At 72.5% G+C, this 25,270-nt stretch carries 25 protein-coding genes and 1 pseudogene; 17 read left to right on the top strand and 9 right to left on the bottom strand.

Annotation, left to right across the window (positions count from 1 at the left end; translation table 11 throughout):
* The 3 genes from Q0L15_RS16385 to Q0L15_RS16375 form a co-directional block, all read right to left on the bottom strand.
* Positions 1 to 314 (bottom strand): alcohol dehydrogenase catalytic domain-containing protein (locus Q0L15_RS16385; protein ID WP_296605522.1); only part of this gene is annotated, 314 nt, incomplete at its 3' end.
* A 91-nt stretch (positions 315 to 405) separates the two neighbouring features.
* On the bottom strand, positions 406 to 1,785 hold the full coding sequence (locus Q0L15_RS16380) for an FAD-binding protein (RefSeq protein WP_296605521.1): 1,380 nt from the start codon (positions 1,783 to 1,785) through the stop codon (positions 406 to 408).
* On the bottom strand, positions 1,782 to 2,870 hold the full coding sequence (locus Q0L15_RS16375) for a PIG-L family deacetylase (RefSeq protein ID WP_296605520.1): 1,089 nt from the start codon (positions 2,868 to 2,870) through the stop codon (positions 1,782 to 1,784). The genes Q0L15_RS16380 and Q0L15_RS16375 overlap by 4 nt, the downstream gene beginning before the upstream one ends.
* Positions 2,871 to 3,006: 136 nt before the next feature.
* Between Q0L15_RS16375 and Q0L15_RS16370 the strand changes: the two genes are divergently transcribed.
* Entirely contained in the window at positions 3,007 to 4,137 is a 1,131-nt protein-coding gene (locus Q0L15_RS16370; protein WP_296605519.1) for a helix-turn-helix transcriptional regulator, read from the top strand.
* A gap of 71 nt (positions 4,138 to 4,208) precedes the next feature.
* On the opposite strand, the gene msrB is transcribed toward Q0L15_RS16370, so the two are convergent.
* Complete coding sequence (gene msrB / locus Q0L15_RS16365; RefSeq protein ID WP_296605518.1) at positions 4,209 to 4,610, bottom strand: peptide-methionine (R)-S-oxide reductase MsrB; 402 nt, start codon at positions 4,608 to 4,610, stop codon at positions 4,209 to 4,211.
* A 172-nt stretch (positions 4,611 to 4,782) separates the two neighbouring features.
* Between msrB and Q0L15_RS16360 the strand changes: the two genes are divergently transcribed.
* The 8 genes from Q0L15_RS16360 (at position 4,783) to rimI (ending at position 11,803) form a co-directional block, all read left to right on the top strand.
* The gene (locus Q0L15_RS16360) at positions 4,783 to 5,874 is read left to right on the top strand and encodes a ferredoxin reductase (protein ID WP_296605517.1); all 1,092 of its coding nucleotides are present in this window, start codon (positions 4,783 to 4,785) and stop codon (positions 5,872 to 5,874) included.
* 24 nt (positions 5,875 to 5,898) lie between these two features.
* On the top strand, positions 5,899 to 7,104 hold the full coding sequence (locus Q0L15_RS16355) for an acyl-CoA desaturase (protein ID WP_296605516.1): 1,206 nt from the start codon (positions 5,899 to 5,901) through the stop codon (positions 7,102 to 7,104).
* A complete protein-coding gene (locus Q0L15_RS16350; protein WP_296605515.1) occupies positions 7,083 to 7,418 on the top strand; it encodes a hypothetical protein in 336 nt (111 codons plus the stop codon). Before Q0L15_RS16355 ends, Q0L15_RS16350 begins: the two co-directional genes overlap by 22 nt.
* 307 nt (positions 7,419 to 7,725) lie before the next feature.
* Positions 7,726 to 8,595, top strand: coding sequence for a hypothetical protein (locus Q0L15_RS16345; protein ID WP_296605514.1), 870 nt, complete (start codon positions 7,726 to 7,728; stop codon positions 8,593 to 8,595).
* Positions 8,583 to 9,665, top strand: a complete 1,083-nt coding sequence (locus Q0L15_RS16340) for a DNA polymerase domain-containing protein (RefSeq protein WP_296605513.1) — start codon at positions 8,583 to 8,585, stop codon at positions 9,663 to 9,665. The genes Q0L15_RS16345 and Q0L15_RS16340 overlap by 13 nt, the downstream gene beginning before the upstream one ends.
* Positions 9,666 to 9,734: 69 nt before the next feature.
* Complete coding sequence (locus tag Q0L15_RS16335) at positions 9,735 to 10,367, top strand: response regulator transcription factor (RefSeq protein WP_296605512.1); 633 nt, start codon at positions 9,735 to 9,737, stop codon at positions 10,365 to 10,367.
* A gap of 300 nt (positions 10,368 to 10,667) precedes the next feature.
* Positions 10,668 to 11,318: a tRNA (adenosine(37)-N6)-threonylcarbamoyltransferase complex dimerization subunit type 1 TsaB gene (gene tsaB / locus Q0L15_RS16330; protein ID WP_296605511.1), complete on the top strand. Its 651-nt coding sequence runs from the start codon at positions 10,668 to 10,670 to the stop codon at positions 11,316 to 11,318.
* On the top strand, positions 11,315 to 11,803 hold the full coding sequence (rimI, locus tag Q0L15_RS16325) for a ribosomal protein S18-alanine N-acetyltransferase (RefSeq protein ID WP_296605510.1): 489 nt from the start codon (positions 11,315 to 11,317) through the stop codon (positions 11,801 to 11,803). Before tsaB ends, rimI begins: the two co-directional genes overlap by 4 nt.
* On the opposite strand, the gene Q0L15_RS16320 is transcribed toward rimI, so the two are convergent.
* A complete protein-coding gene (locus tag Q0L15_RS16320; RefSeq protein ID WP_296605509.1) occupies positions 11,791 to 13,389 on the bottom strand; it encodes an HAD family acid phosphatase in 1,599 nt (532 codons plus the stop codon). The two genes, rimI and Q0L15_RS16320, sit on opposite strands and share 13 nt — an antisense overlap.
* Before the next feature lie 88 nt (positions 13,390 to 13,477).
* The gene (locus Q0L15_RS16315) at positions 13,478 to 13,888 is read right to left on the bottom strand and encodes a DUF2000 domain-containing protein (protein ID WP_296605508.1); all 411 of its coding nucleotides are present in this window, start codon (positions 13,886 to 13,888) and stop codon (positions 13,478 to 13,480) included.
* Positions 13,889 to 13,936: 48 nt separating this feature from the next.
* Between Q0L15_RS16315 and Q0L15_RS16310 the strand changes: the two genes are divergently transcribed.
* Together Q0L15_RS16310 and tsaD are read left to right on the top strand one after the other, a co-directional pair.
* Positions 13,937 to 14,758 carry an AraC family transcriptional regulator gene (locus tag Q0L15_RS16310; protein WP_296605507.1) on the top strand — a complete coding sequence of 274 codons (822 nt, stop codon included), beginning with the start codon at positions 13,937 to 13,939 and terminating at the stop codon, positions 14,756 to 14,758.
* Positions 14,759 to 14,762: 4 nt separating this feature from the next.
* Positions 14,763 to 15,818, top strand: a complete 1,056-nt coding sequence (gene tsaD / locus Q0L15_RS16305; RefSeq protein WP_296605506.1) for a tRNA (adenosine(37)-N6)-threonylcarbamoyltransferase complex transferase subunit TsaD — start codon at positions 14,763 to 14,765, stop codon at positions 15,816 to 15,818.
* Between the two features lie 116 nt (positions 15,819 to 15,934).
* On the opposite strand, the gene Q0L15_RS16300 is transcribed toward tsaD, so the two are convergent.
* The 3 genes from Q0L15_RS16300 to Q0L15_RS16290 form a co-directional block, all read right to left on the bottom strand.
* Positions 15,935 to 18,076 carry an MMPL family transporter gene (locus tag Q0L15_RS16300; protein ID WP_296605505.1) on the bottom strand — a complete coding sequence of 714 codons (2,142 nt, stop codon included), beginning with the start codon at positions 18,074 to 18,076 and terminating at the stop codon, positions 15,935 to 15,937.
* A gap of 63 nt (positions 18,077 to 18,139) precedes the next feature.
* The gene (locus Q0L15_RS16295; protein ID WP_296605504.1) at positions 18,140 to 19,276 is read right to left on the bottom strand and encodes a hypothetical protein; all 1,137 of its coding nucleotides are present in this window, start codon (positions 19,274 to 19,276) and stop codon (positions 18,140 to 18,142) included.
* Entirely contained in the window at positions 19,273 to 19,791 is a 519-nt protein-coding gene (locus tag Q0L15_RS16290; RefSeq protein ID WP_296605503.1) for a SigE family RNA polymerase sigma factor, read from the bottom strand. Before Q0L15_RS16290 ends, Q0L15_RS16295 begins: the two co-directional genes overlap by 4 nt.
* A gap of 187 nt (positions 19,792 to 19,978) precedes the next feature.
* Here Q0L15_RS16290 and Q0L15_RS16285 point away from each other — a divergent pair, with 187 nt between their 5' ends.
* The 6 genes and pseudogenes from Q0L15_RS16285 to Q0L15_RS16260 form a co-directional block, all read left to right on the top strand.
* Positions 19,979 to 21,397 carry a nitronate monooxygenase gene (locus Q0L15_RS16285; RefSeq protein WP_296605502.1) on the top strand — a complete coding sequence of 473 codons (1,419 nt, stop codon included), beginning with the start codon at positions 19,979 to 19,981 and terminating at the stop codon, positions 21,395 to 21,397.
* Positions 21,398 to 21,444: 47 nt separating this feature from the next.
* Positions 21,445 to 22,041, top strand: a complete 597-nt coding sequence (locus Q0L15_RS16280; protein WP_296605501.1) for a hypothetical protein — start codon at positions 21,445 to 21,447, stop codon at positions 22,039 to 22,041.
* A gap of 76 nt (positions 22,042 to 22,117) precedes the next feature.
* On the top strand, positions 22,118 to 23,215 hold the full coding sequence (locus tag Q0L15_RS16275; RefSeq protein WP_296605500.1) for an S-(hydroxymethyl)mycothiol dehydrogenase: 1,098 nt from the start codon (positions 22,118 to 22,120) through the stop codon (positions 23,213 to 23,215).
* Positions 23,215 to 23,826, top strand: a complete 612-nt coding sequence (locus Q0L15_RS16270) for an MBL fold metallo-hydrolase (RefSeq protein ID WP_296605499.1) — start codon at positions 23,215 to 23,217, stop codon at positions 23,824 to 23,826. The genes Q0L15_RS16275 and Q0L15_RS16270 overlap by 1 nt, the downstream gene beginning before the upstream one ends.
* A gap of 196 nt (positions 23,827 to 24,022) precedes the next feature.
* A complete protein-coding gene (locus Q0L15_RS16265) occupies positions 24,023 to 24,652 on the top strand; it encodes a hypothetical protein (RefSeq protein ID WP_296605498.1) in 630 nt (209 codons plus the stop codon).
* Between the two features lie 405 nt (positions 24,653 to 25,057).
* Positions 25,058 to 25,270 (top strand): annotated as a pseudogene (locus Q0L15_RS16260) (HNH endonuclease); the annotation flags it as partial.

Here is a 25,270-nt window from a genome sequence, read left to right as displayed (position 1 = left end):
CCGAAGCCGCCGTCGGTCACGAACCCGGGCGCCCCGAACGGCGTCGTCGGGCAGACCCCGACGCGGTCGCCGACCCGCCAGCCGTCGACGCCCTCGCCGAGGTCGGCGATCTCGCCCGCGACCTCGTGACCCATCACGATCGGCCGGTAGGCGAGCGTCGGGAGCCAGCCCTCGTCGTCGAGGACGCCGACGTCGGTGTGGCACAGTCCGGCGGCCCTGACGTCGATCACCACCTCGCCCGGGCCGGGCGTGGGGTCCGGGAGCTCCACTCGGACCAGCGGTTCGCGCGTGTCGGTGAAGTGCCAGGCCCTCATGACGAGCTCCGTTTCGCGGCGTGAGACCCCCCGTGGGTGTCTCGACTCTAGCCCCGATCGGCGGGCCGGACCGGCCTTCCGGCGGGCCAGGTCAGACCCCGTGGTTGGCCACGAACACCCTGGTCGGGTCCACGTCGGCACGTGCCCGACGCAGCCGGTCCCAGTTCTCGCCGAACCCGGTGCTGATGTCCACGGCGCCGTCGGTGAAGGTCACCAGTCGACCGCCGGTCGTCCACGGCTCGAGCGCGGCGCACATGGCCACCGCGTCGGCGCGGCCGAGCGCGGCGACCTCGGGGGAGGGCGCCGGCGCGACGCAGTAGAGGGCGTAGGCGCCGTCGACGTGCGAGATCGCACCACCGTCGGGGACCGGTCGCCCGAGCGCGCCGCCCAGGTGACGCAGCTCGGCGAACATCAAGGAGGTGGTCGTCCCGGGGCCGATCTCGGCGAGGTACGCCGAGATCGCTTCCTCCGGCAGGCTCGCGAGCACCGCGTGGTCACTGACGGCCGGCACCGGCCCGGGCGGGTCCATGTGAACCGCGACAAGGCCGGTCGCCGGGATCCGCGCGAACGTGTCCATCTCCGGCTCGAGGGCCCGCAGCGGGGCGAGCAGCTCGGCGGCGCGCTCGTCGCCCTCGAGCACCGCGCCGTCGACGACGACCAGCTGCCGGCCGCTGAGGAAGGGCGGCAGCTCGGGCAGCGGCGGGAAGCTCATCACCCGCAACGAGGTCGTGACCGACTCCGGGACACCGTCGGTCCAGGCGGCCCACGCCCGCACCACCTCGGGCGCCCGATCGCGCGGCCACAGCAGCATGCCGGCGTACACGTCGGCGTAGGGGAGCAGGTCGATCTCGAGCGCGACGACCACGCCGAGGTTGCCGCCGCCGCCGCGCAGCGCCCAGAACAGCTCGGGCTGCTCCGAGGCGCTGGCGCGCACCAGCGAACCATCGGCGGTGACGACCTCCACCGACCGGATGCTGTTCGCGGCCACTCCGTGCGTCCGGCCGTAGAAGGAGAGCCCGCCGCTGAGCGCGTAGCCGGCGACGGCCACGTCACCGGCGCTGCCGTGCATCGCGGTGAGGCCGTGCGGCGCGGCCGCGGCGACGACGTCGTGCCACAGGGTGCCGCCGACGACCCGCGCGGTGCGCGCGCCGGGGTCGACGGTGACGCCGGTCAGCTCGGAGAGCCGGACGATCACGACGTCGTCCAGGGCCACCTCGCCGAGGGGGCCGGCGCCGTGGCCGGTGCTCTGCGGCGCGACGCGGAGGCCGGCGGCGACGGCGGCGCGGACGACCTCGGCGACCTCCTCGGCGCTGTGCGGGATCGCCACGGCGGCGGGGCGCTGGTCGACCGCGAGGTTCCACGGCGTGCGGGCGGCGTCGTAGCCGGGGTCGCCGGGCAGGTGCACGCGGCCCGCGCAGAGCCCGCGCAGGGCCTCGGCGGGCGTGGCGGGGACGGTGGGAGTGGTGGTCATGGGAGGGGTTCCTTCGTGAGGGTGGTGGTGGGACGGCCGGCGAGGTGTGCCGGCAGCCAGGTGGTCTCGGGAGGCCCGCCGGCCCAGGGCGGGTCCACGCGCCGCAGCCGGTCGACGGCCAGGAAGCCGTGCTGGAGCTCGGGTCCCATCGCGTCGAACGGCGGGACCTGCGAGGCGTGGGTGCGGATGGCTCGCCACCGCAGGTCGAGCAGGTCGGCGACGTCGACGAGCGTCGTGAGGTCCTCGTCGGGGGTGCCGAGCGTTGCGACACCGGTGAACTCGCGCATCAGCGAGCGCGCCAGGCAGAACAGATAGGTACGCCGCGGGCGGTGCGCCACCTGCTCGAGCGCGGCCAGCGTCGCGTCGCGCACCACGGCGTGGTCGCGGTGGCCGTCGCTGGCGTCGAGCGTCACGACGACGTCGGGACGGACGTCGTCGATCAGCGCCGCGACGCGGTCGCGCACCTCGGCGGCCGGTGCCGCCGCGAGGGCGTCGGGCGCCGGCTCGCCGTCGACACCGGAGTCGACGTACCCCAGCACCTCGACGCGCTCCGCGCCGAGCAGCCGGCAGGCCTCCCGCAGCTCGCGCTCCCGCACGGTCGGCAGGTCGGCCCGGGTCAGGCCGCTCCCCGGAGCAGGCTCGCCGAGCTCGCCGCGGGTGGCGCAGACGACGACGCTGCGCAGCCCGTGGGCGGCGGCGTGGGCGAGCACGGAGCCGCACCCGAAGGCCTCGTCGTCGGGGTGCGCGACGACGACGAGCAGCGTGCCGGTGGAGCGCTCCGCGACGGTGGCGTCCAGCGCGACCAGCATGCCCGGCACTCCGAGCGACGCGGCCCTGGTGAGCAGCAGCTCGGGGCGGGCGCCGGTGGCGTCGAGGCGCTCGGTCAGGACGTCGAGCACGCCGTCGATCGCGTCGAGGTCGGGGCTCGAGAGGTGCAGGGTCGCCACGTCGGCCAGTCCCAGCCCGTCGGCGGCGAGCGTGGCCTCGAGGCGGCTGACCGTCAGGGCGAGCTGGGCAGCGGGGTCCTCGGCGTGGACGAGGCGGCCGCACTCGTCGAGCGGGCCGTGCTGCGGGATCGAGGTCATGGGGGAACCCTCCACGCGACGAGGCTCGGCGAGCCATCCCGGGAGCGCGGGTACTTCCTCGACTGTTCGTCTGGTGGTCTGGTCCACCCAGAAATGTGGGATGGGCCGATCCGCGGTGCTCCCCGACACTGTCACCGTGGCGACCGGACTGACCCTCGAGCGCGTGCGTCGCGACGTCGAGGTCGTGGCCCGGGCCGGGCTCGAGCTCGAGACGTTCCTCGAGGAGGCCGTGGAGTCGGTGGGCCGCGCGGTGCCCTGGGTGAGCGCGTGCCTGGGCACGCACGACCCGAGCACCCACCTGCTGACCAGTGCCCGGAAGTACGGCCATCTGCGCGCCGTCAACAGCCACGACCACGAGTTCGGGCTGATCGAGTACGGCGCGGTCGAGCCGACCGCGTTCACCGAGCTGGCCGCCGCGCCGGTCCCCGCGGCGGGCGTCCACCTGCAGACCGGAGGCGACGTCGAGCGCTCGGCGCGGATGAGCGCGTTCATGATGCCGCGGTTCGGGTTCCTCGACGAGGCGCGGATGATCTTCCGCGACGGCCACCAGGCCTGGGGGGCGATGGCGCTGTTCCGGGGTGCCGACGACCGACCGTTCGAGGCCGCCGACGTCGACTTCCTGGCCTCGCTGTCCCCGCTGTTCGCCCGGGGCGTGCGCACCGGCATGCTGACCCGGCTCGGCACCACGCCCGGCGACCAGTCGCTCGCCGGCCCCGCCGTCCTGATCGTCGGCGCGGACGGCGAGATCCTGCAGACCAGCCGAGGCGCCGAGGAGCGCATCGCCCAGCTGATCTCCGGAGCCGCTGCCGCCGACCCGCTGAGCCCGATCTCCGCGCTGGTCGGCGCCGCGCGCCGCTACGCCCGGGGCGAGACCGCCGTGCCGCCGCGGAGCCGGGTGCGGGCCACCAACGGGATGTGGCTGGTGCTGCACGCCTCGCCGCTCTCGGGCGTCGACGGACGCGTCGGCGAGGTCGTCGTGACGATCGAGGAGGCGCGACCACCGGAGATCGTCGCGCTGGTCGTGGCGGCGTTCGACCTGACCCCGCGCGAGCGCGACGTCACCCAGCTCGTGCTGCAAGGTGTCGACACCAAGGAGATCGCGGCGACGCTGCACGTCTCGACGTACACCGTCCAGGACCACCTCAAGTCGGTCTTCGACAAGGCCGACGTGCGCTCACGCCGTGAGCTGATCGCCCGGATCTACTTCGACCAGTACGTCCCGCGGATGGGCTCCGAGCTCACCCCGTCGGGGTGGTTCGCGGGCTGAGGTCGCTCACGCACCTGACACATCTGTCGTGACCCGGGTGAGGACACGACACATCGGTCAGGTGCGTCGGCTCACTGGTCGGCCGGCTCGAGGGTCAGGCTGATCGAGTTGATGCAGTAGCGATCGCCCGTGGGGGTGCCGTAGCCGTCGGGGAAGACGTGCCCGAGGTGGGAGCCGCAGTTGGCGCAGCGCACCTCGACCCGCTTCATGCCGTGGGAGGTGTCCTCGAGGTACTCGATCGTGTCACTGATCGGCTGGTAGAACGACGGCCACCCGCAGCCGGAGTGGAACTTCGTGTCGGACTCGAAGAGCTCGGCCTGGCACGCCTTGCAGCGGTAGACGCCGGTCGTCTCGGTGTCGGTGTACTCACCGGTGAAGGCCCGCTCGGTGCCGGCCTGGCGCAGGACGGCGTACTCCTCGGGCGACAGCTCGGCCCGCCACTGCTCGTCGGGCTTCTCCACGTTGTAGGCCATGGACCCCACGGTAGTGGGCCCGGCAAGGTCGCCGGGCTCTCGGCCGCCCCTCGACCTGCCCCTCGACCTGCGTCTCGATCCGCCCCGCGCTCGGCGCCTCGATGGGCCCCGTGCGCCAGGTCACCCGCAGGGGGCATTGACTCATTCAGAGAACAATTGTTCACTGAAACGCATGGCCGGAGCGACGACGATCCCGTGGAGCCGCCTGCGGGGAGCAGGCGACAAGCTCACGACCCCCCTGCACCCCGACGACTACCTGCGGCTGCTCAACCCGCTGTGGAGCGAGCGCGAGCTGCGCGGACGGGTGGAGCGGGTGATCCCCGAGACCGACGACGCGGCGACGCTGGTGATCCGGCCCGGCTGGGGGTGGCGCTACGACCACCGCCCAGGGCAGTACGTCGGCATCGGGGTCCAGGTCGACGGCAAGTTCCAGTGGCGCTCCTACTCCGTGAGCTCGCCGCCGCGGCGCAAGGGGCGCACGATCTCGATCACCGTGCGGGCGATGCCCGAGGGGAAGCTGTCGGCGCATCTCGTCAACGGCCTCGCGCCGGGCACGATCGTGCGGCTGGCACTGCCCGAGGGCGACTTCGTGCTGCCCGACCCGCCGCCGCCCAAGATGCTGTTCCTGGTCGGCGGCAGCGGAGTCACGCCCGTGATGGCGATGCTCCGCACGATGGACCGGCGACACAACCTGCCGGACGTCGTCATGCACTACTCCTCGCCGACGCCGGACCGGATGATCTTCCGCGCCGAGCTCGACGACCTCGAGGCCCGGCACGAGTCGCTCACCGTGCACCGGCTGCACACCGACCTCGAGGGGATGCTCGAGCTCGGCCACGCCGAGCGCGGGCTGGACGCGTTCTGTCCCGACTGGCGCGATCGCGAGACCTGGGCCTGCGGCCCGGGGCCGATGCTCGACGCGATCACCGAGCACTACCGCGAGGCCGGGCTCGAGGAGCGCCTGCACCTCGAGCGGTTCTCGCTCGAGCTCGGTGGCGAGGGCGGCGAGGGCGGCACGATCACGTTCCGCAACTCCGGCAAGTCCGTCGACGCCGACGGCGCGACCACCGTCCTCGAGGCCGGCGAGGGGGCCGGCGTCGGCATGCCGTACGGCTGCCGCATGGGCATCTGCCACACCTGCACCCTGACCCTCGTCTCCGGCACCGTGCGCGACCTGCGCAGCGGCGAGGAGTTCTCCCAGCCCAACGAGCGCGTGCAGACCTGCGTGACCGCCGCGGTCGGCGACTGCACGCTCGACATCTGACGACCCCTACGAAGGGACAGACCCATGGCCATCTCGGACGTCAAGGAGTACACCCACCTCACCGAGGAGGAGGTGGAGCAGATCGGCCGCGAGCTCGACGCGATCCGGACCGAGATCGAGGAGTCGCGCGGCGCCAAGGACGCGGCGTACATCAACCGCCTGATCAAGGTCCAGCGCGGACTCGCGGCCGCAGGCCGGGTGACGCTGCTCGCCTCGTCCGCGACCGGCAAGGCGAAGAAGCCCGCGTGGGTCGCCGGCGCGGCACTGCTCGGCGTGGCCAAGATCCTGGAGAACATGGAGATCGGCCACAACGTCATGCACGGCCAGTGGGACTGGATGAACGACCCCGAGATCCACTCCTCCAACTGGGAGTGGGACACCGCCCAGCCGGCCGAGCAGTGGAAGCACAGCCACAACTACATCCACCACCAGTTCACCAACGTCCTCGGCTACGACAACGACATCGGCTACGGCATCCTCCGGATGGCGCGCGAGCAGAAGTGGCACCCCGTCTACATCGGCCAGCCGATCTACAACGCGCTGCTCGCCAGCCTCTTCCAGTGGGGGGTCGCTCTTCACGACCTCGACCTGGAGCGCATCCGCAAGGGCCAGAAGGACCCGAAGGAGATGAAGCGCCAGCTGCGCCAGATCGCGCGCAAGGGCCGCAACCAGATCCTCAAGGACTACGTCGTCTACCCGGCGCTCTCCGGCAAGGGCTGGAAGTGGACGCTCACCGCGAACATGACGGCCAACCTGATGCGCAACCTGTGGGCCTACGTGATCATCTTCTGCGGCCACTTCCCCGACGGGGCGATGCACTTCACCGAGGAGGAGATCGAGGACGAGACCCGCTCGGAGTGGTACCTGCGCCAGATCCTCGGCGCCGCCAACTTCGAGGGTGGGCCGCTGTTGCACATCATGAGCGGCAACCTCGGCTTCCAGATCGAGCACCACCTGTTCCCCGACCTGCCGAGCAACCGGTACGCCGACATCGCGGTGCGGGTGCGCGCGCTGTGCGAGAAGTACGACATCCCCTACACGATCGGCCCGCTGCACCGGCAGTACGGCCAGGCGCTGCGCACGATCATCAAGCTCTCGCTGCCCAACAAGATGACCTCCAGCGACCAGCCGGAGCCGCCCACGCCCGCGCGCGACCGCAAGCGCAGGTCCGACGCCGAGCGCCCGCCGCGCCGCCAGGAGCTGGGCGGGTGGATGCGGAGCGCGTCGTGATCGCGGTCGCCGACGGTCGCGTTCCCGACGTCACCGCCGCCCGCTGGGTGACCCAGTGCGCGCTCAGCCGCATCTGCGGCTCGTGTGCTGAGTCGCTCGGTCGCCCGGTCGCCTTCCTCGGCACGCCGGAGGAGGTGGCGCGCAACGCCTTCCACCTGCCGCCGATGCACGTCGACTGCGCCGACGCGCTGCGTCGTACGCCGGACGCCGACCCGACCTGGGCGCTCGTGCGCACGGCCGGCTTCGAGTTCGTGCGTCCCGCGCGCGAGGACCTCGACCGGCACCCACGCTTCGAGCCCAACTCGTTGCTCTGACGCGCTCACGGCGCTCGCCGGATGAGAGGGACAGAGGCCCCGTTGCCGCCTTCTCGGGCCCATACGGGGGAGGTGGGCTCGAGCGCGCGACAGCGGGGCCTCTGTGGCGGTCGCAAGTTCCCCCGGAGTCCGGATCACGCTGGTCCGTGCGACCGATGACCTCACCTTCGGTCGGGGTGGCCGAGACCTGAGGGGTGGACCAGACCAGTCTCGACCCGCCGGTGCGTGACTCCTGCGGGAGTGGTCGGGGCCGCCTCCGGGGCCTCCCCGATGCGGCCGGCGCGGTCCGGCCCGGAGGGTGGGAGGCATGCCCGTCGCCCGCCGCCGTCTCGTCGTCTGCGCCGCCACCGTGCTGGCCTGCGTGCCCTACCTCGTCCTGAAGGTCGCGTGGTTGACCGGCAGCCCGGTCGGGATCAGGCCCGGCGCGGCCGGAGTCGAGATGCGCGACGAGCGCTACGTCGTGGGCAACCTGGTCACGGTGGGCATGGAGCTGGTGGCGATCGCCCTCCTGCTCGCGCTCACGTTCCCGTGGGGCAGGCGCCTCCCGGGGTGGCTGCTCGCCGTACCCGTGTGGGTGGCGGCGGGCCTGCTGGCGCCCATCGCGCTCGGGCTGCCGGCCGGCCTCGTCCTGCAGGCGGTGGCCGGGGGAGCGGCGTCGTCCACCGACGACGGGCTCGAGGGCTGGGTCTATGCGGTCGTGTACGGCGGCTTCGTCCTCCAGGCGGTCGGCGTGCTCGCGGCGTTCGGCTGGCACGCTCGCGAGCGTTGGCCGGGCTGGTGGCGGACCCGGCGCCTGCCGGCGTCGCCCGCCACGGTCGCGGCGCTCGTCGTCGTGGTGGGGTTCGGCCTCCTGCACCTGGCGTGGGCCGTCGCCGGCGCCGCGACCGCCGCGCCGGAGGGGTTCGAGACCGTGGCCCAGCGGACCTACCTCGCCGCGACCGGGGTGCTGGTCCTCGCGGCCGCGCCGGCCGGCCCGGCCGCCGCGGCCTGGATCGGCACCGCGGTCACGGTCCTCGCCGGTCCGACCCACCTGCTGCTCGCCCACGAGGGTCACGTCGGCGTCGTGGTGGCGGTGGCCGGTGCCCTCGCCTCGGCCGCCGGGCTGTGGCTGGCGCGCACGCTGTGGCGCTCGTCCTCGTCGGCACCAGCACCTAGGGTCGACGCATGGCGAAGGTGAGCGCGGCCGAGGTCCAGGCGGGCGGGCGCGCCGTCCGCGTCTCGAGCCCCGACCGGGTGATCTACGAGGCGACCGACCGCACGCCCGAGGTCACCAAGCTGATGGTGGCGGAGTACTTCGCGAGCGTTGAGGACGGGTTGATGCGAGCGCTGCGCGACCGGCCGACGGCGCTGGAGCGCTGGACGTCCGGGGTGCGTCCGGGCATGCGGCTCGCGACCGGCCCGCAGGACAAGGACGCCGACGCGTTCTACCAGAAGCGGGTGCCCAAGGGCGCCCCCGACTATCTCGAGACCGTGCAGGTGACCTTCCCCTCGGGGCGTACGGCGGACGAGATCTGCCCCACCGAGATCGCCGTCCCGGTCTGGTGCGCCCACATGGGGACGCTGGTGTTCCACCCCTGGCCGGTGCGGCGCTCCGACGTGGACCACCCCGACGAGCTGCGCATCGACCTCGACCCCCAGCCGGGCACGACGTTCGCGGACGCCGTCCGCGTGGCCGGGGTGGCCCGTGAGCTGCTCGAGGAGCTCGGGATCGTCGGCTACCCGAAGACGTCCGGCAACCGCGGGGTGCACATCTACGTCCGCATCGAGCCGCGGTGGGAGTTCACCGATGTCCGGCACGCCGCGATCGGCCTCGGTCGCGAGCTCGCGCGCCGCGACGAGGGCGTCACGGTGGAGTGGTGGAAGGAGGAGCGCGGCGAGCGCATCTTCGTCGACTTCAACCAGAACAACCGCGACCGCACGATCGCCTCGGCGTACTCCCTGCGTCCCCTGCCCGGCGCGCCGGTCTCGACGCCGGTCACGTGGGATGAGCTGGCCGGCCTCACCGACCCGCTCGACTACAACCTGTTCACCGTCCCCGACCGGGTCGCCGACGGCGACCCGTGGGCGAGCATCGACGACACCGCCCACTCCCTCGAACCCCTGCTGCGGCTGTGGGAGGAGCTGCCCGGCGGCGAGCTGAGCTTCCCGCCCGACTATCCCAAGATGCCCGGCGAGCCGCCGCGCGTGCAGCCGAGCAAGAAGGTCGCGGCGCACTGGGACGAGGACGGCAACCGGGTCGACTCCTGAGCTGCGCGTTTGGGTCGCGCGCACACCGGGAATCCCTCTCCTGTCGGTGAGGAGAGGAGCGAGGGTCCGATGTCCGATCGCGGGCGGCCTGTCTCGGTGGTGGTGGTGTCCGAACAGCCGGTGATCGCGGCCGGCATCGAGCGCCTCCTGGAGCCCTACCGCGACCGTGTCGTCGTCGTGGACGAGGCCATGGCCGACCCCGACGCGGTCGTGGTGTACGACGTGTTCGGGCTCTATCTCGACAAGGACGACGACCTCGAGCGCGTGGTCAAGCGCTTCCCCGACCGGGTGCTGGCGCTCTCGCGCGTGCTGCAGCCGGGTCTCACGGCAAGGGCGCTCGACCTCGGGGCCGTCGCGTCCGTCTCCGTCGGTCTCCCGGCACCCGAGCTCGTCGAGGCGATCGAGAACTTCGCCGCCGGGCACCTCCAGGACGGCTCCCAGGCCGACCTGGACAACCAGGCCGACCGGCGCCGCCAGCTCGGGCGCGACGTCGACCTGACCCCGCGCGAGCAGGACGTCATCGCGCTCATCGTCGCCGGCCGCTCCAACGAGGACCTCGCCGGCGAGCTCTTCCTCAGCATCAACACCGTCAAGACGCTGATCCGCTCGGTCTACCGCAAGATCGGCGTCACCAGCCGCGCCCAGGCGGTGGCGTGGGGCGTCGACCACGGCTTCCCCTCGGAGGCGGAGCGCCGCCCCTGAGCCGATCTGGCTCGGTGCAGACGCGAAAGGCCCGCCCCGCCTTCGTAGACGGGTCCACGCGCGCGGAGCGGGCCTTGCGGACCGGCCGACGGCGCTCCCCCCAGCGCGCCGAGGCGGATCCCCACGTTCCGCTCGGCCGGTACTGCTGTCGCGACCGGCGGCCACCTCCCCCAGGTCCCGGCCTCCGGTGCCGGCGGGTCTCCCTGCCGACACCCAGAACACTAGGGAGGGCATTTCCACACCCGGGTGACACCAGATCCACAAGTCGGACAGAAATCACCCACGCGTTAGCCTCAGGCCGTGCTCCTCGCCTTCGACACCGCCACGCCGCACGTCACGGTGGCCCTCCACGACGGCGAGGACGTCGTCGTGGAGCTGCGCGCCGACCGTCCCATGAAGCACGCGGAGCAGCTGGCGCCGCTGATCGAGCAGGCGCTCTCCGCGGCGGGGATCGTCCGCCAGGACCTCACCGCGATCGCGGCCGGTGTCGGCCCTGGCCCGTTCACGGGCCTGCGGGTCGGACTCGTGACCGCGCGAACGCTCGCCTTCGTCCTCGATGTGCCCGTGTACGGCGTCTGCACGCTCGACGTGCTCGCCGTCGAGGCCGCCGACGGCGCGACCGTCCAGGGCGGCACCGACCAGGGCTTCGTCGTGGCCACCGACGCCCGTCGCAAGGAGGTCTACCTCGCCCGCTACGACGCCGCCGGCGCGCGTCTGGACGGGCCGGTCGTCGGCAGGCCGGCCGACCTCGCCACCGACGACCGGGTCGTGGGTGAGGGCGGGGTGCTCTACCCCGACGCGTTCCCGCACCGAGCGGGCCCCACCGCGCCCAGTGCGGGCTGGCTGGCCCGGGCCGTGGCGGAGGAACGGGCCGAGATCGTCGACCCCGAGCCCCTCTACCTGCGGCGCCCCGACGCGATGGCACCGCACGCGCCCAAGCGCGTCTCGTGACCGTCCGGCCGGCGGGGCCCGACGACGTCTCGGCGATCGCTGCCCTCGAGCGGTCCTGCCTCGGAGCCGACGCCTGGTCCGAGGGGCTCGTGCGTGAAGGCGTGACCGGTGCCCTGCCGACGATCGGCTACCTGGTGGCGGAGGCGGACGGCAGGGTCGTGGGGCACGCGACCGTCAGCGTGGTCGGCGACATCGCGGAGCTCCAGCGGATCGCGGTCGACCCGGCGTACCGCCGTCGCGGCCTCGCCAGTGACCTGCTCGACGCGACGATCGCGCTGGCGCGCGGTGGCCGGGCCGACCGGCTGCTGCTCGAGGTCCGCGAGGACAACGGCGGCGCGCTGTCGTTCTACGCGGCCCGGGAGTTCGTGGAGATCGACCGACGCCGCCGCTACTACCGCGACGGCGCGACCGCCGTGGTGATGCGCCGCAGCCTGATCGACGGCTGCGGCGCATCAGCGGGGGCCGGCGAGGCTCAGGGCAGGTAGTACGTCGGGTTGGGCAGCTTGACCTGCTTGGCGGCGTGCCCGCCGATCAGGTCGCTGAACTGGTCGCCGAAGTTGGCGACGATCCGCATCCCGCGCTGCTTCTCCAGGTAGGCCCGGGTCTGCGACTTGTACTCGATCGTCGTGCACTTCGCCGCCGCGCACTCGACGTACGACGGCTGGTCGGCCGGGTCGACCCACTTGGTGAAGTAGAGCCACGGCCGGAACGCGCCGTCGTAGAGCTTGTTGAGGTTGGCGATCGTGGCCACCCGCTGGTTGGCGTTGCGACCGGTGATGCCGACGACCCGGCAGCCGTGGTCGCGGGCGGCCGCGACGACCCGGCTCATGGTCGGCGTCGCCGGGAACCGCTGGTCCTGCACCCACACGTCCTGGAGGGCGGGGTCGAAGGTGAAGTGCATCGCCGCGTCCTCCATGTCGTAGGTCCACAGCGTGGTGTCGTCGGCGTCGAGGACGATGGCGGGCTTCTGGTGGGCGGCGTGCAGCCGCTCGCAGCGCTGGGCGATCTTCGGCGCCCACCGCTTCGTGAGCGCGCTGAGCTCGGAGATGTACGGCGAGGTCGTCTTGTCGGCGATGCCGGCGGTCGCGTTGTAGTAGGTGCGGATCGTCGCCTTGACCGAGTCGATGTTGGGGATGCCCTCCCCGCCCTGCGTCAGACCGCTCGAGCCGTCGGGCTTCATCGTGAACCGGGTGCGCGGGGAGAACGCCGGGTCGGCGGGGGTGCCGTCGAGGTCGGGGCTCGGGAGGAAGTAGGTCGGGTTGGGCAGCTTGAGCGTCGCGTCGGCGAACCCACCCTGGAGGTCGGACCACTGGTCGCCCACGTTGAGCGCGATGTCGTAGCCGAGGTCCTGCTCGATGTGCTTGCGGGTGCCGGCCTTGTACTCGACGGTCGTGCACTTGGCGGCCGCGCAGGTGACGTACGACGGCTGGTCGGCCGCGTCGACCCACTTGGTGAAGAAGTTGTCGGCGTCGAACCCGGTGAAGCCGACCTTGTCGAGGTTGCCGAGGGTGGCGGCCTCCTGGTTGGCGTTGCGGCCCGTCAGCCCGAACACGGCGTAGCCCTTGGCCTGCACGGCGGCCACGAACTCCACCATCGACGGCGTTGCCGGGAAGCGCTGGTCCTGCACCCACACGTCCTGGAGGGCGGGGTCGAAGGTGAAGTGCATCGCCGCGTCCTCCATGTCGTAGGTCCACAACATGGTGTCGTCGGCGTCGAGCACGATGGCCTTCTTGGCCGCGGGGTCGACCGCCGGGAGACCGGCCAGGGCGTCGGCGGTGATCGAGGCGAGCTCGGTGATGTAGGGCGAGCTGGTCTTGTCGGCGATGCCACCGGTCGCGTTGTAGTAGGCGCGGATCGTCGACTTCACCGAGTCGATGTTGGGGATGCCGGCGCCGCCCTCGGTGGCTCCGCTGGAGCCGTCGGCCGCCATCGTGAAGTGGGTGCGCGGCCGCAGGCCGGACCCGTCACCGCGGGCGTCCGCGGTCGCGGTGGCGGCAGTGCCGACGAGGAGGGTGGTGGCCGACGCCGCTGCGACGAGTGCGCGGAGGCCGGTGCGTCCCGAGCTGCCCATGGATGCTCCTGGTACGGGGGTGGGGTGGGGTGGACCGGGTCAACGTACGCCTCGCCACCGACCCTGGGAAGGTGTACGTCGGGGCAACCTAGGGATGCATCCGGGCTCCCTTGACGACCTTGTCGACGGCGTTGCGCGGCGCATGCACCGCGAGCCCGACCAGGTCGAGGTCGTCGCGTCCGACGGCCCGCACCGCGGCCCGGTTGTCCTCGTCGTTGCCGGTGCGGAAGAGGTCCGCGGTGAACACGCCCACGGTCAGCTCCCGGCGCAGTGCCCGGGTGTGCGCCTCGCGCAGCATGGCGGCGTCGCCCTCGAAGACCATGACCGGCTGGCCGAGCATCGCGAGGTACGCCGTACCGTCGGCGTCGGCGTAGGGCTCGCCGACCAGCTGCGGCCAGGCGGCGGTGACGCCGCTGACGAGGAACGCGGTCGCGTTGAGCCGCTGCCACGGCGCGAGGTCCTCGCGGAGCAGCACGGCGATCTTGGTGTCGTGTGCCATGCCTCGATCGTCGGGGCCCGGGTCGCGCCGGTCTTGTACGTTCCTTGCATGGCCCAGCAGGAGCCTGCTCGCCCGACGATCCGTGCGTGGCGGCCCGCCGTGGCGGGCGTCGCCGAGGTGCTGCACGCCCACTTCCCACGGCACGCCTACCCCTCCCACACCCATGACACGTGGACGCTCCTGCTCGTCGACAGCGGGACCGTCGCCTACGACCTGGAGCGGCACCACCACGGCGCGCTCGGGGACCGCGTCACGCTGCTGCCGCCGCACGTGCCGCACGACGGACGGTCCGTGGAGGCGACCGGCTTCCGCAAACGGGTCGTCTACCTCGAGGAGGACGCGATCGACGTGGGACTCGTCGGTGCGGCCGTCGACCACCCCGGCTGGGCCGAGGCGGGGCTGCGCGCCCAGGTGCACGCCCTGCACGGTGCGCTCGCCCGGCCCGGCGACGACGTGGACGCGGGGTTCGAGGCCGAGGTGCGCCTCGCGCTGGTCGTCGACGCCCTCCAGCAGCGGCTCACCGGCACGACCGAGCCGCGCGTCGTACGCCGGGACGCGCCGCTGGCGCACCGCCTGCGCGACCTGCTCGACGCGCACGTGGCCGACGGAGTCACGCTCCCCGAGGCGGCGCGGGTCCTCGGTGCGCACCCGGCACACCTGGTGCGGGCGTTCAGCGGCGAGTTCGGCATCTCGCCGCACCGCTACCTCACCGGCCGCCGACTCGACCGCGCCCGCCGGCTGCTGCTGGCGGGGGAGCGGCCCGCCGACGTCGCCGCGGTCGTGGGGTTCCACGACCAGTCCCACCTGACCCGGCACTTCCGCCGGCTGCTGGGGGTGACGCCGGCGGCGTACGCCCGGTCGGCACAATGAACAGGTGAGCAGCGAACGCAACGCGCCCCTGGTGCTGGGCATCGAGACGTCGTGCGACGAGACCGGCGTCGGCATCGTGCGGGGCCACACCCTGCTGGCGGACGCCGTCGCGAGCAGCGTCGACGAGCACGCGCGCTTCGGCGGCGTGGTGCCCGAGGTCGCGAGCCGTGCCCACCTCGAGGCCATGGTCCCCACGATCGAGCGGGCCTGCGAGACCGCCGGGATCAAGCTCTACGACGTCGATGCGATCGCGGTCACCAGCGGCCCCGGCCTCGCCGGCGCGCTGATGGTGGGCGTCGCGGCGGCCAAGGCGCTGGCGGTCGGGCTGGGCAAGCCGATCTACGGCGTCAACCACCTCGCCGCGCACGTCGCGGTCGACCAGCTCGAGCACGGGCCGCTGCCCGAGCCGTGCCTGGCGATGCTCGTCAGCGGCGGCCACTCCAGCCTGCTGCGCGTCGAGGACGTCACCACGGGCGTCGACCCGATGGGGGCGACGATCGACGACGCGGCGGGGGAGGCGTTCGACAAGGTCGCCCGGCTGCTCGGCCTGCCGTTCCCCGGCGGCCCGCACATCGACCGGGCCGCGCGCGAGGGCGACAGCGTCTTCGTCGACTTCCCGCGCGGCCTCACCAGCCGCCGCGACCTCGAGCGACACCGCTTCGACTTCTCGTTCTCCGGTCTCAAGACCGCGGTCGCGCGCTGGGTCGAGGCACGCGAGCGCTCCGGGGAGCCGGTGCCCGTCAACGACGTCGCGGCCAGCTTCCAGGAGGCGGTCTGCGACGTGCTGACCCGCAAGGCGATCGACGCCGCCGCGAGCGAGGGCATCGACGACATCCTCATCGGGGGTGGGGTGGCGGCCAACAGCCGGCTGCGGGCGATGGCCGAGGAGCGTGCCGCCGCCCGGGGCATCCGAGTCCGGGTGCCGCGCCCGGGCCTGTGCACCGACAACGGCGCCATGGTGGCCGCGCTGGGGGCCGAGATGGTCGCCCGCGGTCGTACGCCGTCCGCGCTCGACCTGCCCGCCGACTCCTCGCTGCCGGTGACCGAGGTCCTCGTCTGAGCCGGTCTGACCTGGTCTGAGGTGCCCGCCGCTCCCGCTCGCACCTGACGCAACTGTCCTGGTCGGGCGGGTCGTGCGACAGATACGTCGGGTGCGTCGCCGATCGGCGACCAGGGTCAGTCGACCGCGGCCGGCTCCTTGGGGGCCTGCTCGTCCTGGTGGCCCGGCCACCAGGCGGCGTGCCCGATCATCGCGGTGAGCGCCGGCGTGAAGAACATCGACATCACGAAGGCCGCGATGAAGATGCCGAACGACAGCGCGAAGCCCATCGACATCATCAGGCTGTTGCCGCTGAGCATCAGCGACGCGAACGTGCCGGCCAGGATCACGCCGGCGGCCGCGATCGTCGGACCGGCGTGCTTGAGGGCCTCCGCGGCCGCGGCGCGCGGGTCCCTGCCCTCGCGGGCCTCCTCACGCAGTCGGGCGATCATCAAGATGTTGTAGTCGGTGCCGAGCGCCGTCACGAACAGGTAGATGTAGATCGGCAGCATGAAGATCAGGCCGTCGTCGCCGCCGATGCCCTGGAAGGCGACCACCGTGGCGCCGAGCGTCGCGGCGAAGCTGAGGCCCACCGCCGCCATCAGGTACAGCGGGGCGACCAGGCTGCGCAGCAGCAGCGCGAGGATCAGCATGATCACGAGCGCGGCGACCGGGAAGACGACCTTGTAGTCGCGCACCATCGCCGACTGCAGGTCGGCGAAGATGCCCGGCGTACCGCCGACGTACGCCTCGGCGCCGTCGGGTGCCGCCTCGTGAGCTGCGTCGCGCACAGGTCCCTTGACGTCGTCGAGGGCCTGGTCGGAGGCCGGGTCGCTGTCGAGCACGACGCTGAACTGGGCGGCGGTGCCGTCCTCGGACGTCTGGGCGGGGTAGACCTGCGCCACGCCCTCGGCCTTCTGGAGGGCGGCGCCGAACGCGTCGAGGCTGCCGGGGTCGAGCTGGCCGTCGTCGGACTTCAGGATCACCGGGACGGGCTCGCTCGCGCCGGCCGCGAAGTGCGCCTGGAACGTCTCGAGGCCCTGCGTGGACTCCACGTCGTCGGGCAGGCTGGAGTTGAAGTCGAACGACGGGTTGAAGCTGAACGCGAACACCGCGAGCGCCGCGAGCACCAGGCCCGAGACCCCGGCGAACGCGCCGGGGCGGCGGCCCAGGGAGTCGCCGATCCGCGCGAACCGGGCGCCCTTGGGCTCCTGCCGCCACTTCTTCGAGGGCCAGAACAGCGCCCGGCCGAGCACCGTCACGACGGCGGGCACCAGCGTCAGGGCGGCGAGCAGGGTGACGGCGACCGCGATCGCCAGCGCGGGACCGATGGCCTGGAAGATGCCCAGCGAGCTCAGCAGCAGCGCCATGAACGCGACGATCACCGCACCGCCGGCCGAGGCGATCGCCTCACCGGCGCGCTCGAGCGCGTGGACGACCGAGGCGCGGGTGTCCTCGCCCTCGCGCAGCCGCTCGCGGTAGCGGAACAGGAAGAACAGGATGTAGTCGGTGCCGATGCCGTAGAGCACCACGACCAGGATCGTCTGGATCGAGGAGTCCGCCTTGAGGTCGAACGCCTCGTTGGCCCACCCGATCAGGCCGGTCGCGACCATCGACACGACCGTCACCACGACCACGGGCATCAGGCAGATGATCACGCTGCGGAAGATGATCGCGAGCAGGACGACGATCAGCACGACCGTCGCGATGCCGACGATCGCCAGGGCCCGATCACCGGACTCCTGCGAGTCCAGACCCTGGGGGACCGAGCCGGTCGTCTGCACGGTGAGGTCGGTGCCCTCGACGAGGCCGTCGAGGTCGTTGCGGAGGTCCTTGGCGTCGTCGAACGCCTGCTGGTCGAAGCCGGTCGAGTCCTCGGCGAGGCCGATGATGCCGATCTGCACCTGGCCGTCCTCGGAGACGTTGGGCTTGCCCTCGGGGTCGGTGGTGACGACCTGCGGGACGAACGTCTTCTCGCCGAGCTCCGGCCCGAGCTCCTCGGCGATCCGGCCCACCTCGGCCTGGTCCTCCTCGGTCAGCTTCGCCCCGTCGGTGCGCTCGAAGACGAGCAGTGCCGCCGGGGTCGTGGCGCCGGGGAACTCCTCGTCCTGGATCTTGTAGGCCTGGACCGACTCGTAGTGGTCGGGGAGGAACTCCTCCTCCTGCTGCGTGGTCTCGAGGGCCGGCGCCAGGGCGACGACGGCGACCGCGAGCACCACCCAGGCGGCGATGACGAACCAGGCACGGCGGGACACGAAGCGACCAAGGGCTGCGAACACGGTTCCTGACCCTAGCGACGACGGCGCACGCGTTGCCTCCGACTTTCGGCTACACCTTCTCGGCTACTCCGAAAGTGGGAACTCGTTCATCATCTCGGGGTTGCCGCCGTTCTCGACCGTGTCGAGGACGGCCCTGTCCGACCAGGTCAGGTCGACCCGGGTGAGTGCCCAGGAGCTGTCCTTCCAGTTGGTCTCGACGACCAGCAGGTGCTCCGCGTCGAGCCACTTCACCGACTTGAGCACGTCACCGCGGTCCGCCGACTCCCAGCGGCCGACGACCCCGAGGTCGAGGTCGAACACCGCTGCGTCGCCGATCATGGCGTTGTCACCGCGCGCGCCGAGGAGGTGCTGGCCCTCCGGGGAGAACGTCAGGTTGGCGGTCTCGCAGCTGCGGGCGACGATCCGGGCAGCCATCGGCTCGTAGAGGCCGGCGCACCCGAACTGGGGGTCGGCGTCGTCGGCGTACTGCACGGCCCACAGGTCGCCGTCCGGGCTCACGTCGGTGACCCGCAGCGGCTCGCTGGTCGTGAGCGGCCGGACGCCGTCGGGCGTGACCTCGGTCGTCGTGGTGTTGCCGTCGCCCACGAGCACGTGCTGGGAGTCGACCACGGCGTCGATCAGCGGGTAGGAGGGGTCCTGGGCCTCGACCGTGCCGAGCTCGACGGGTTCCGGGGAGTCGCTCGACAGCACCATGACCGACCCGTCGCCCTCCATCCACGCCACGGCGTCGTTGGTCGGGCTCATCCGGATCAGCGTCGTGCCGATCGAGTACTCGGCACGCAGCTCACCGGCGGGGCCGAACACGCGGAGCCGGTTGGGCTGGTTGGTGGGCACGATGATGCGCCCGTCGGTGAGGACGCCGAGCTGCTGGACCTCGGCGTCGTCGACGTCCAGCGGCACCGTGGTCCCGTCGGAGAGCGTCAGCGTGCGGTCGTGCAGCACGGCACCGTGGCCCGTGGTCGTCGTCGCGGGGTCGATCCCCTCGGACCCGGGCCGGTCGCTCCCGCCCCAGACGGTCGGCACCAGGATCGCGACGGCCACGGCCGCCGCGACGGCGCCGGCGGCGGCAGTCCGGCGGCGCCGGCGGATGCCGTGGGCCTTGCTGCGCACCGCCTCGAAGGTGATGGGCGTCCCGTGCGTCCCGTCGAATGCGTGGTCCGCGCGGCGCTCGAGCTCGCGGACGAAGCTCTCCTCGGTCATCGCTCCTCCTCCCGGTGGGTGGGGTTCAGGTCGGCGGGCGTCCGCTCGCGCAGTGCGGCGAGCGCCCGGCTGGTCTGGCTCTTGACGGTGCCGGCCGAGATCCCGAGCACGGCCGCGGTCTCGGCCTCCGAGAGCTGCTCGTAGTAGCGCAGGACGACCACGGCCCGGGCCTTGCGCGGCAGCGTCGAGACGACCTCCCACACGGCCGCGCCGAGCCCCTCGTCGTACACGTCGTGGAACGGCGCGGCCTCGGGGACGACGTCGGTGGGGGCCTCGCGGCGCTTCCACCCGCGCCGCCACAGCGAGTTGTTCTCGTTGACCATGATCCGGCGGACGTAGGCGTCCACCGACTCGCGGTCGCGGACCTTGTCCCACGCCAGGTAGAGCTTGGCCAGCGAGGTCTGGAGGAGGTCCTCCGCCTGGTGCTGGTCACCCGTCAGCAGGTACGCCGTGCGCAGCAAGCGCCCCTGGCGGGCCTGGAGGTACGCCGTGAAGTCGGCGTCCCGGTCCGTCATCGTGGCTCCTCGAGCTTCTGTCAACACACCCCCGAGACGCGAACGCCCGCCGAAGGGTTGCAATTGTGCCGGGCACACACCGAGCCCGCCTGCCGATGGTCACGCACGGAGTGCCATTCGGCCCTGTGCCACCGGCCGTGGTCCTGGGAGCCTCGACCGGGTGTCGACCCGATCTCGAGGAGTCCCCGTGCCCATCACGACGAGAGCCATCATCCAAGGTGGCATGGGGGTCGGTGTCTCCTCGTGGCAGCTCGCGCGCGCGGTCGCCTCGGCCGGCCAGCTCGGCGTGGTCTCCGGGGTCGCGCTCGACGCCACGCTCGCGCGACGGCTCCAGGACGGTGACCCCGGCGGAGACGTGCGCCGCGCGCTCGACGCGTTCCCGGACCAGGCGATGGTCGGCCGGGTGCTCGACCGCTACTTCCTCGCCGGCGGCCGCGAACCGGGCCGTCCCTACCGGCCGACCCCGAAGCCGGCCCTGCGGCCCCACCGCCACGCCCAGGAGCTGGCGGTCCTCGGCAACTTCGTCGAGGTCTGGCTCGCCAAGGACGGGCACGACGGACCGGTCGGCATCAACTACCTCGAGAAGATCCAGCTCGCCACCCCGGCTGCGGCGCTCGGCGCCCTGCTCGCCGGGGTCGACGCGGTCCTGATGGGGGCCGGCGTGCCGCGCGAGATCCCGCAGCTGCTCACCGACCTCGCCGCCGGGCGGGTGGGCGGCGTCGGCGTGGACGTCGCGGGAGCCCCCGAGCGCCACCGGGTCGAGGTCGACCCCGTGGACCTGCTGGGCGGGCACCTGCCCGCGCTGCGCCGGCCCACCTTCCTCGCGATCGTCTCGGCGACCGTGCTCGCGGCCTACCTCGCCCGCGACGAGACGACCCGGCCGGACGGCTTCGTGATCGAGGGGCCGGTCGCCGGCGGTCACAACGCGCCACCGCGCGGGTCCCTGATGCTGGGCGACGACGGCGAACCCGTGTACGGCGCCCGCGACGCGGTCGACCTCGAGAAGGTGGCGGCGCTCGGGCTGCCGTTCTGGCTGGCGGGTGGCTACGGCACGCCCGAGGGTCTGGCGGCCGCCCGGGAGCTCGGGGCCGCCGGTGTCCAGGTCGGCACGCTGTTCGCGCTGGCGACCCAGTCCGGGCTCCGGTCGGACCTCCTCGACCGGCTCCGCCGGGGGCTCGGCGCCGAGACGCTGCAGGTCCGCACCGGCGTGCGCTCCTCGCCGACCGGCTTCCCCTTCAAGGTCGCCGCGCTCGAGGGCACCCTCGCCGACCCCGAGGTCTACGCCGCGCGCGAGCGGCTCTGCGACCTCGGCTACCTGCGCACGCCGTACCTGACCCCGGCGGGCCGGGTGGGCTACCGCTGCCCCGGCGAGCCGGTCGACGCGTACGTGCGCAAGGGCGGGGACCTCGCGGACACCGAGGGTCGGGCGTGCCTGTGCAACGCCCTGACCGCGGACGTCGGGCTCGGGCAGACCCGTCCGGACGGCTACCAGGAGCCCGACCTCATCACTCTCGGGGGCGATCTCGACGGCCCGAGACGGCTGTGGGAGCGCCATCCCGAGGGATGGACCGCCGAGCAGGCGGTGGCCTGGATGGAGGGCCGGTGACCACCGCCTTCCGGCGCTGGGCCGGTCGGACCCTGCATGCTGGGTCCATGAGTCTCCCGGCGCCGTTGACCGTCACCTCGCCCGATGCGTGGTTCCGGCGTCGCCCACCGCTGACGTGGGCGACCGCGGGCGTGCTCTTCGCGGCGATCTTCGCGTTGCGGATGTCCGGTGGGACGGTCGAGGACGCCTACTCCATGCTCTACGTCTTCCCGGTCGCGCTGGTGGCGGTCGCGTTCGGACGGCGCGCGGGGGGAGCGGCAGGCGTGCTCGCCGTGGGCCTGATCGTCGTGTGGGCGGTGACCCAGGACGTGGGCCTGGACCCGCTCGGGTGGGCCTCGAGGGTGCTGCCGATCCTGCTCCTCGGCCTCCTGGTCGGCGACGCGACCGACCGGCTGCGCCGGATCGAGTCCGCGCGCCTCCGGCTCGAGAGCGCGGCACTGCTGCACCGCGAGGCCATCGAGATCAACGACTCGCTGGTGCAGGGCATGGTGGCCGCGAAGTGGTCGCTGGAGGCGGGCAACGTCGATACCGGGCTCAGCACGCTGAACGCGACCATCGCCCAGGCCCACGAGCTGGTCTCCGGGCTGATCCGGCAGGCCGGCATGGGCGGCCGGACCGAGCAGCTGCACCGCGAGGACGACTAGGCGGCTGCTGGGCGCTGCAGACACGCGCTGCATACGGTGGGGGCGACAGCCCGTCCGTCCGCCCCGAGGGAGCAGCATGCAGCAGGTCAAGGCCGTGGTCGCCCGCGGCAAGGGACAGCCCGTCGAGCTCACGACCATCAACGTCCCGGACCCCGGTCCCGGAGAGGCGGTCGTGCAGGTGCAGGCCTGCGGGGTCTGCCACACCGACCTCCACTACCGCGAGGGCGGCATCAACGACGACTTCCCGTTCCTCCTCGGGCACGAGGCCGCCGGCATCGTCGAGGCCGTCGGCGAGGGCGTCACCTCGGTCGAGCCGGGCGACTTCGTGATCCTCAACTGGCGCGCGGTGTGCGGCGACTGCCGGGCCTGCCGGCGGGGTGAGCCCTGGTACTGCTTCGCGACGCACAACGCGACCCAGAAGATGACCCTGGCGGAGGGCCCGGATGCCGGCACGGAGCTGTCGCCCGCCCTCGGGATCGGCGCGTTCGCCGAGAAGACCCTGGTCGCCGCCGGCCAGTGCACGAAGGTCGACCCGTCCGCGCGGGCGGCCGCTGTCGGGCTCCTCGGCTGTGGCGTGATGGCCGGCATCGGCGCCGCGATCAACACCGGCGGCGTCACGCGCGGCAGGTCCGTGGCCGTGATCGGCTGTGGCGGCGTGGGCGTCGCGGCCGTCGCGGGCTCGGCCCTGGCCGGCGCGTCGCCGATCATCGCCGTCGACATCGACCCCAAGAAGCTCGAGGCCGCGCGGCGACTGGGCGCCACCCACGTGGTCGACTCCAGCGGCACCGATCCCGTCGCCGCGATCCAGGAGCTCACCGGCGGGTTCGGCGCCGACGTCGTCATCGAGGCCGTCGGCCGTCCCGAGACGTGGAAGCAGGCGTTCTACGCCCGCGACCTGGCGGGCACGGTCGTGCTGGTCGGCGTACCGACCCCGGACATGACGGTGCCCGACCTGCCGCTCATCGACGTCTTCGGGCGCGGCGGCTCGCTCAAGTCCAGCTGGTACGGCGACTGCCTGCCCAGCCGCGACTTCCCGATGCTCGTCGACCTCTACCAGCAGGGCCGCCTCGACCTCGACGCGTTCGTGACCGAGGAGATCGGGCTCGGGGACGTGGAGGCGGCGTTCGGCCGCATGCACCAGGGCGACGTGCTGCGCTCGGTGGTGATCCTCTGATGGCGGCTCGGGTCGACCACGGGGTCTCGTCGGGGACCTTCAGCCTCGACGGGGAGACCTTCGAGGTCGAGAACAACATCTGGGTGGTCGGCGACGACGCCGAGTGCGTGGTGATCGACGCTCCCCACGACGTGGCCGACATCCTCGCGGTGGTGGGGGACCGGAAGGTCAAGGCGATCATCTGCACCCACGCCCACGACGACCACGTCCGGGTCGCGCCGGCGCTGCGCGAGGAGGTCGTCGCCCCGATCATGCTGCACCCCGACGACCGCCCGCTGTGGGAGCTCACGCACACCCGCTACCTGTGGGACCTCGACCTCGAGGACGGGCTGGAGATCCCGGTCGGCGGCACGTCGCTGCGGGTGCTGCACACCCCGGGCCACGCCCCCGGAGCGGTGTGCCTGTACGCCGCGGACCTCGGCTGCGTGTTCACCGGGGACACCCTGTTCCAGGGCGGCCCGGGGGCGACCGGCCGGTCGTACTCCGATGCCGACCTGATCGTCGCCTCGATCCGCTCCGCGCTGTTCGCGCTCCCCGACGAGACGATCGTCCACACCGGACACGGCGCCGACACCACGATCGGCGCCGAGCGGCAGGGTCTCGGGTCCTGACCTGGTCCGGGACCTTTCGCGACGACGGCCCGGGACTGGTCCCGGACGCCGCTCGCCGAAGGTCCCGGACTTTGGGACCGATCGGCCTCCGAGTCCGAGGACTCCGGCCCTGATTGATACAGGGTTCAAGTTCCTAGGTTGGTGTCACCAAAGCAGATGTGGCGGAGACACCGCCCCGAAACTAGGAGTCACCACGATGCGATCTGCATTCGACAAGCTCATCTCGTGGACGGGCCTGGCCCTCGCCGCCGTCCTTCTCGTTGCAGGTGGCTTGCTCACCTGGGCGAACACCTTCATCGGCAGCCAGGTCCACGACCAGTTCGCCCTGCAGGACATCGTCATGCCGGAGGGCGACGCCATCGCCAGCCTGCCCAAGGCCGACGCTGACGCGCTCAAGCAGTACGCCGGCAGCCCGCTCGACAGCGGCCCCGAGGCCAAGGCCTTCGCCGACCACTACATCCTGGCCCACATGAACGCCTCCACCCAGGAGCTCGGTGGCGAGGTCATGTCCTACTCCGAGGTGAGCGGCAAGGCTCGTGCGCTCGGTGCAGCCCTGGCGGAGAACCCCAACCCCACCCAGGCTGAGCAGGACGAGGCCGCCGCGTGGGCCGGCCTGAAGCAGACCATGCTCGACGGCAACACCCTCCGCGGCCTGCTCCTCTACGGCTACGCGTTCGCCACCATCGGCACCATCGCCGGTATCGCCGCCGTCGCCGCGTTCGTCGGTGCCGCCGCCCTGCTGGTCCTCTTCGGCCTCGGCCTGTGGCACGCCAAGCGCGTCGAGAAGACCGCTCCGGTCGGTGCTCGCGCCGCCGCCACCGCCTGATCGCCCCTGAGGGACGGATCAGTCGCAGCAAGTCTCAACTCCCGGGAGCCCCCTTCGGCTCCCGGGAGTTGCTGCATTTCCGGTGGTCGAGCTCGTCGAGACTCCCGCAGGCCGCGCAGGGCGCCTGACGTTGGCCGGCTGCGGGCTGCTTCCGGCTGCGGTCTTTGGCAGCGAAGCGGGTACGGCGCGCGCGGATCACCGTTGGCGCCCGCCTTGCGGGCCGCCGCCTCACGGAACATCAACCCGCCTGTTGACTTTCCGAGCACACGTGCGATAGACTGTCACCACGACTTCATCTCGGGAGTGGCGATGACCGCACAAGCTCACCCTTCACATCGGGTCACGCGCGCCGTCACTCAGATCCACGCTCTTCTCGATGACCTCTCCGATGTGTCGCTGTGGTCGATGGGCACCGACGAGACCGCCCACACCCTCACCGACCTGACCCGCGCCGCCTCACGTCTCGCGGAGCTCGAGGCCCGGGTCGCTGGCCACGCCTCGAGCGTGGGTGTCGCGGAGAAGGTCGGCGCGACGTCGGTGGCGAACTGGTGGGCCCACGTCAACCGGATGACGCGCACCGAGGCGCACCGCAAGACCCGCCTGGCCGACGGCCTCGAC

Source organism: Nocardioides sp., assembly GCF_024509035.1.
Taxonomy (GTDB): Bacteria; Actinomycetota; Actinomycetes; order Propionibacteriales; family Nocardioidaceae; genus Nocardioides.
This window is presented reverse-complemented; position numbering and strand designations above follow the sequence as displayed.

Bases quoted from the DNA above. Each gene is read 5' to 3' on its own strand.
- Q0L15_RS16280 (WP_296605501.1), top strand. From the start codon at position 21,445: ATGAGTCTCCCGGCGCCGTTGACCGTCACCTCGCCCGATGCGTGGTTC.
- Q0L15_RS16315 (WP_296605508.1), bottom strand. From the start codon at position 13,888: ATGGCACACGACACCAAGATCGCCGTGCTGCTCCGCGAGGACCTCGCG.
- Q0L15_RS16265 (WP_296605498.1), top strand. From the start codon at position 24,023: ATGCGATCTGCATTCGACAAGCTCATCTCGTGGACGGGCCTGGCCCTC.
- Q0L15_RS16355 (WP_296605516.1), top strand. From the start codon at position 5,899: ATGGCCATCTCGGACGTCAAGGAGTACACCCACCTCACCGAGGAGGAG.
- Q0L15_RS16375 (WP_296605520.1), bottom strand. From the start codon at position 2,870: ATGACCTCGATCCCGCAGCACGGCCCGCTCGACGAGTGCGGCCGCCTC.
- Q0L15_RS16360 (WP_296605517.1), top strand. From the start codon at position 4,783: ATGGCCGGAGCGACGACGATCCCGTGGAGCCGCCTGCGGGGAGCAGGC.
- Q0L15_RS16335 (WP_296605512.1), top strand. From the start codon at position 9,735: ATGTCCGATCGCGGGCGGCCTGTCTCGGTGGTGGTGGTGTCCGAACAG.
- msrB (WP_296605518.1), bottom strand. From the start codon at position 4,610: ATGGCCTACAACGTGGAGAAGCCCGACGAGCAGTGGCGGGCCGAGCTG.
- Q0L15_RS16310 (WP_296605507.1), top strand. From the start codon at position 13,937: ATGGCCCAGCAGGAGCCTGCTCGCCCGACGATCCGTGCGTGGCGGCCC.
- Q0L15_RS16345 (WP_296605514.1), top strand. From the start codon at position 7,726: ATGCCCGTCGCCCGCCGCCGTCTCGTCGTCTGCGCCGCCACCGTGCTG.
- Q0L15_RS16295 (WP_296605504.1), bottom strand. From the start codon at position 19,276: ATGACCGAGGAGAGCTTCGTCCGCGAGCTCGAGCGCCGCGCGGACCAC.
- Q0L15_RS16320 (WP_296605509.1), bottom strand. From the start codon at position 13,389: ATGGGCAGCTCGGGACGCACCGGCCTCCGCGCACTCGTCGCAGCGGCG.
- Q0L15_RS16275 (WP_296605500.1), top strand. From the start codon at position 22,118: ATGCAGCAGGTCAAGGCCGTGGTCGCCCGCGGCAAGGGACAGCCCGTC.
- Q0L15_RS16340 (WP_296605513.1), top strand. From the start codon at position 8,583: ATGGCGAAGGTGAGCGCGGCCGAGGTCCAGGCGGGCGGGCGCGCCGTC.
- Q0L15_RS16380 (WP_296605521.1), bottom strand. From the start codon at position 1,785: ATGACCACCACTCCCACCGTCCCCGCCACGCCCGCCGAGGCCCTGCGC.
- Q0L15_RS16290 (WP_296605503.1), bottom strand. From the start codon at position 19,791: ATGACGGACCGGGACGCCGACTTCACGGCGTACCTCCAGGCCCGCCAG.
- Q0L15_RS16270 (WP_296605499.1), top strand. From the start codon at position 23,215: ATGGCGGCTCGGGTCGACCACGGGGTCTCGTCGGGGACCTTCAGCCTC.